This window comes from Rhodoblastus sp. (assembly GCF_041915505.1).
Lineage (GTDB): Bacteria > Pseudomonadota > Alphaproteobacteria > Rhizobiales > Beijerinckiaceae > Rhodoblastus.
This window is the reverse complement of record NZ_JAYSBG010000267.1, coordinates 1-4,916: the sequence shown is the minus strand read 5'-3', so window position 1 is coordinate 4,916 and position 4,916 is coordinate 1. Positions and strand designations below refer to the sequence as shown.

Below are 4,916 nucleotides of genomic sequence, written 5' to 3'. Positions count from 1 at the left end.
CGCCAGCGCGGCCGTCGGCTTCTACATTCATCCCCGCCTGCCGGAGCATCATCGCTCCGGCGCGTCGATGGCCCTGGTCCAACTGGTCATCATGCTGCTGGTGAATTTCACCGCGATCGTGCTCGGGTTGCTGACCACATCCGTGAAATCCGGTTTCGACACGGCCTATTCCGCGCGCGGCGACGATGCCGCGCAGATCGTCCAACTCGATCGCTGCCTGCGGGATTACGGCCCCGAAACCGCCCATATCCGCGAACAATTGCGCGGCTATGTGGCCGCCGTCATCGCCAGCACCTGGCCTGACGAGCCGCGCCCCGAGGGCGTCGCCAATGTGAACGTCGCCGCCATGCCGCTGGTCGGCGAAGCCCCGGCGCTCTCCAACGCGCTGAGCGAGATCGGGCGCGACATCCGCTCGCTCCAGCCGGCGACCGCGATGCAAACCGCGCTGTTTTCCGTCTGCGAGGAACAGTTTCGCGACATGCTCAAGGCGCGCTGGAAGGTCATCGAGGGCGCGCGCGCGTCGATTTCGCCGCCCTTCTACTGGGTGCTGGTGTTCTGGCTCTCGGTGCTGTTCGGCGCGTTCGGGCTCACCGCCCGGCCTAACGCGATGATCATGGCGGTGATCGGACTCTGCGCAGTCTCCGTGACCGTCGCCGTCTTCGTGATCCTCGACCTGGACGAACCCTATGGCGGCGTGTTCGGCATCCCCAGCGACGCGATGCGCAACGCGCTCAAGGATCTGATGCGCTAAATCTCGCCCAATTGCTTGAGGCGCAGCATTTTGGCCTCGGGCCCGGCATAGGCCTCCTGCCGGTCGACATTCCAGTAGCGCAGCTCCTCGATCGGCACATGCGCGCCGGTGGCCGCGCAGACGACATAGGCGCCAGGCCGTTTGATCTTGAAATCGCCGTCGAGATATTCGATTTCGGCCGGCCCGCTCAGCGGCGCGCGGCGATCGATGCGGTTCATCGGCCCTCTCTGTTTCGTCCCGTGGTCAAGACGGGTTGTTCGGCATGTCTCGTTCAAGGATTTATCGCTAATAGGCGCGCCGTTCAATACCGGCTTAAATACCCAATCCCTGCTCCGGCTCGGTCGCCACATCCTCGCCGTCGCCGCCCTGCGCCGCGGGCTGGGGCGGCCGGACCAGCGTGACGGTGCACGGCGCCTGGGCGCCGATTCGCGCCGCAATGGGGCCGATCGTCGTCCGGCGCATGGCGGCGCCCGCGCCGATGACGATCTGGTCGACATGATTCTCGCGGGCGAAATCGATCAAAGCCGCCGCCGGATCGACCGCCTCCAGCACATGGGCCGTGACCTGCGCCGCCGGCAGCCGCAGGCCGGCCGCCCATTGCCGCACCTCGACCAGACGCCGGACATGGAGATGGCGGCCGGTCTCGTCCTGGGCGGCGTCGATGCGCAGCCGGCTGGTCTTGATGACATTGACACAGGCGAGCCTGGCGCCGGGCGCCGTGGTCATGACGCGGCCGACGGTCTCACGCAGGGCGTCGCCAAACGCGGCCCCGGCCTCGCTGAAATCCAGCGCCGCCATGACGATGGGCGCCGAGGCGCGCCGGGCGGCTATGGTGCGGGGATGGCGCATCGGCGCCAGTTTCTGCAGCCACCAGCGCCGCCGCGCGGTCAGCCAGCTATCGGCGCGGCGCTTGTCGGCCCGTTCGGTCAGGCGGATCTGCTCCGGCGTGGCGAGGTCGAGCGCGAGCTGGGCGGCGGTGGGATAGCGCAGGTCCGGCCCAGGCTCCAGACAGCGCAGAATGACCTCCTGCAGCCAGGGCGGACAGTCGGGATTATAGCGCGCCGGCGGCTCCGGATCGCGCCACAGCCTTTTGGCGAGCGCGCGCGGGCTGCGCGGCGTGCCGAACGGCCGAACGCCGGTCAGCAGGTAATAGAGCACCACGCCGAGCGAAAACAGGTCGCTGCGCGGATCGCCGCGATCGCGCCGGATCTGCTCGGGCGACAGATAGGGCCCGGTCCCGAGCGGCAACCGAAATTCCTCGGCGAGCAGATCGGGCAGCAGATCGTGACGCGACAGGCCGAAATCGATCAGCGCGAATTCGCCGCCCGGCCGGCGCATGATGTTCGACGGCTTGATGTCGAGATGGATGACGTTCTGGCTGTGCAGATCGGCCAAAGCGTGGGCGACGCCGATCCCGATTTCGACGACCTCCTCGACCGGCAGCGGCGCATGTTCGACCCGCGCCAGCAGCGATTCGCCCGCGATCAGCTCCATGACGATATAGGGCTGGCGGGTGAAATCGCCCGAGGCGATGAATTTCGGCGCGTGGGGGCCGCCGAGCAGCGGCAGGATCATCTGCTCCATCTCGAAGCCGACGATGGCCGTGGCGTCGTCGCCATCCTGCACGATCGGCGCCTTGAGGATCGCGGTCGGCGACATGTCGTCGCGGGTCACGCGCCACAAATGGGCCATGCCGCCGACATGCATCCGCTCGACCAAGCGAAAGCCGTCGATCACGTCGCCGGGGCGCAAATTCGAAAAGGCGGGTCTGTCCGTCGAAATGGCGCGTCTCCCTGGCGCCAGTCTAGCGCGGCCTCAACTGTGGCGACAAGCCAGCAAACAAGCCCCGAAAAACGACGGACCGGCCCGACTGACCGTTTTCTAAGGCCGGTTGCGGGCAAATACGGGTTTCCCTTTTGCTTCCGCCGCTTTAGAACAGCGCGGCCATTTCGAGGGGAGGTTTTCATGACGCCGAAGAAGATTCTCGTCGCCCAGGGCGGCGGCCCGACCGCCGTGATCAACCAGTCGCTCGCCGGGGTGGTGCTGGAGGCGCGGAAATTCGCCGGCGTCGAGCGCGTCTATGGCGCGCATCACGGCGTGCGCGGCATTGTCGACGAAGACCTGCTCGACCTGACCCAGGAGACCAGCCACAATCTGGAAATGGTCGCCAATACGCCTTCTTCGGCGCTCGGCTCGACCCGCGACAAGCCCGACGCCAAATATTGCCACGAAATTTTCAAGGTGCTGCAGGCGCACGAGATCGGCGCCTTCTTTTATGTCGGCGGCAACGATTCCTCCGATACCGTCCGCATCGTCGCCGACGAGGCGGCCAAGGCCAATTATCCGCTGCGTTGCGTGCATATCCCGAAGACCATCGACAACGATCTGGTCGGCAACGACCACACGCCGGGCTTCCCGTCCGCCGCGCGCTTCGTCGCCCAGGCTTTCGCCGGCGCCAATCTCGACAACGCCGCCCTGCCCGGCGTCTACGTCGCGGTGGTGATGGGCCGCCACGCCGGCTTCCTCACGGCGGCTTCCGCACTCGGCAAGAAATTCCCCGAAGACGGCCCGCATCTGATCTATGTGCCGGAACGCGTGTTCGACATCGACAAATTCCTCGCCGACGTAAAGCGCATCTATGAGCGTCTCGGCCGCTGCGTGATCGCGGTGTCGGAAGGCATCCACGACGCCACCGGCGCGCCGATCGTCACCAAGCTCGCCCAACAGATCGAGCATGACGCTCACGGCAATGTCCAGCTCTCAGGCACCGGCGCGCTCGCCGACCTGCTCTGCGAGGAAATCAAGAGCAAGCTGAAGATCAAGCGCGTACGCGGCGACACCTTCGGCTATCTGCAGCGCTCCTTCATCGGCTGCGTCTCCGACGTCGACCAGCGCGAAGCGCGCGAAGTCGGCGAAAAGGCCGTGCAATACGCCATCTGGGGCGGCCGGAGCGGCTCGGTCTCGATCAAGCGCACCGGCTATTATTCGGTGGATTACGAACTGGTCCCGCTCGAAGCCGTGGCCGGCAAGACTCGCGTGATGGAGGACGAATTCCTGTCGTCCTGCGGCACCGACGTCACCGACGCCTTCCGGCTCTACCTGCGGCCACTGCTCGGCTCCGGCCTGCCGGACGCCTATCGCCTGAGGCCCAACGGCGTCCCGAAGATCCTGCACAAGGGCTGATGGCGCCTACCTATCGGCAAAGTCTTTGGTTTGGACGCCCCGGGGTCGCGTCCGACGCGAGTTCGACTCCTGAAGTGGGCGGCGATCTGGTCGATTACGCCTCTCCCCACGATAACGCGGCGATCGAAGCCGCTCTCGAAAAGCTTGTGTTCGATGATGCCCATCTTGCCAACCGAAACGCCGCGATCCGAAACGCCAAACTTCGCAAATAGAGCCGACGCTGTGAGCGATATCTGGAAAATCACTCAGGAAGCTTGATTCGGCTTCGACGCGCCCTCCAGCACTATCCGCCCGTCGCCCCTGCGCGGCTCGGAAAGGAGTCGCCCGATTTGCCGAGGCTTGACGCTCGCCGGAAACCTAACTAATCCCAACAGCATCGACAAACCGGTTGTTTTCCACCTTTCTACGCGGTTTTTGAGCCAAATCGCGGTCAGCGGTTTTCAGCCGAAACCGAGACAAATCATTCGAGGCATGGGGAAAAAATGTCCAAAAAGAAGGCCTTGATTACGGGCGTGACCGGCCAGGACGGCGCCTATCTCTCCAAACTGCTGGTTGAAAAGGGTTATGAAGTTCATGGCCTGCTGCGCCGCAGCGCCTCGTCGGATGTCGTGGGCGAGAGATTGCGCTGGATCGGCCTGACGGACGAGATCACCCTGCATGACGGCAATCTGAGCGACCTGTCCAGCCTGATCCGCATTTTTCGCGAGGTGAAACCGGACGAAGTCTATAATCTCGCGGCGCAATCCTTCGTCAAATCCTCCTGGCAGCAGCCGATCCTGACCGGCATGGTGACCGGCATGGGCGCCGTACACATGCTTGAGGCGGTAAGGCTCGAAGTACCGCACGCCCGTTTCTATCAGGCCTCGTCCTCGGAAATGTACGGTCTGATCCAGGAGCCGGTGCAGTCGGAAAAGACCCCCTTCTATCCGCGCTCGCCCTATGCCGCCGCCAAGCTCTACGCCCACTGGATGACGGTGAACTA

Annotated in this window: 5 protein-coding genes; 3 read left to right on the top strand and 2 right to left on the bottom strand. The window is 64.7% G+C overall.

What is annotated here, in order from left to right; all coding sequences use genetic code 11:
- On the top strand, positions 1-751 hold a 751-nt coding region (locus tag ACE3S9_RS14770), incomplete at its 5' end, for a hypothetical protein (RefSeq protein ID WP_374547242.1).
- Here the strand turns inward: ACE3S9_RS14770 and ACE3S9_RS14765 are convergent.
- Both ACE3S9_RS14765 and ACE3S9_RS14760 read right to left on the bottom strand, forming a co-directional pair.
- Complete coding sequence (locus ACE3S9_RS14765; RefSeq protein WP_374547241.1) at positions 748-969, bottom strand: DUF2093 domain-containing protein; 222 nt, start codon at positions 967-969, stop codon at positions 748-750. The genes ACE3S9_RS14770 and ACE3S9_RS14765 overlap by 4 nt on opposite strands.
- A 94-nt stretch (positions 970-1,063) precedes the next feature.
- Positions 1,064-2,503, bottom strand: a complete 1,440-nt coding sequence (locus tag ACE3S9_RS14760; protein ID WP_374547240.1) for a protein kinase — start codon at positions 2,501-2,503, stop codon at positions 1,064-1,066.
- 213 nt (positions 2,504-2,716) lie between these two features.
- Between ACE3S9_RS14760 and ACE3S9_RS14755 the strand changes: the two genes are divergently transcribed.
- The gene (locus tag ACE3S9_RS14755; RefSeq protein WP_374547239.1) at positions 2,717-3,934 is read left to right on the top strand and encodes a 6-phosphofructokinase; all 1,218 of its coding nucleotides are present in this window, start codon (positions 2,717-2,719) and stop codon (positions 3,932-3,934) included.
- A 482-nt stretch (positions 3,935-4,416) separates the two neighbouring features.
- The coding region (locus ACE3S9_RS14750; RefSeq protein WP_374547238.1) for a GDP-mannose 4,6-dehydratase at positions 4,417-4,916 on the top strand (500 nt) is incomplete at its 3' end.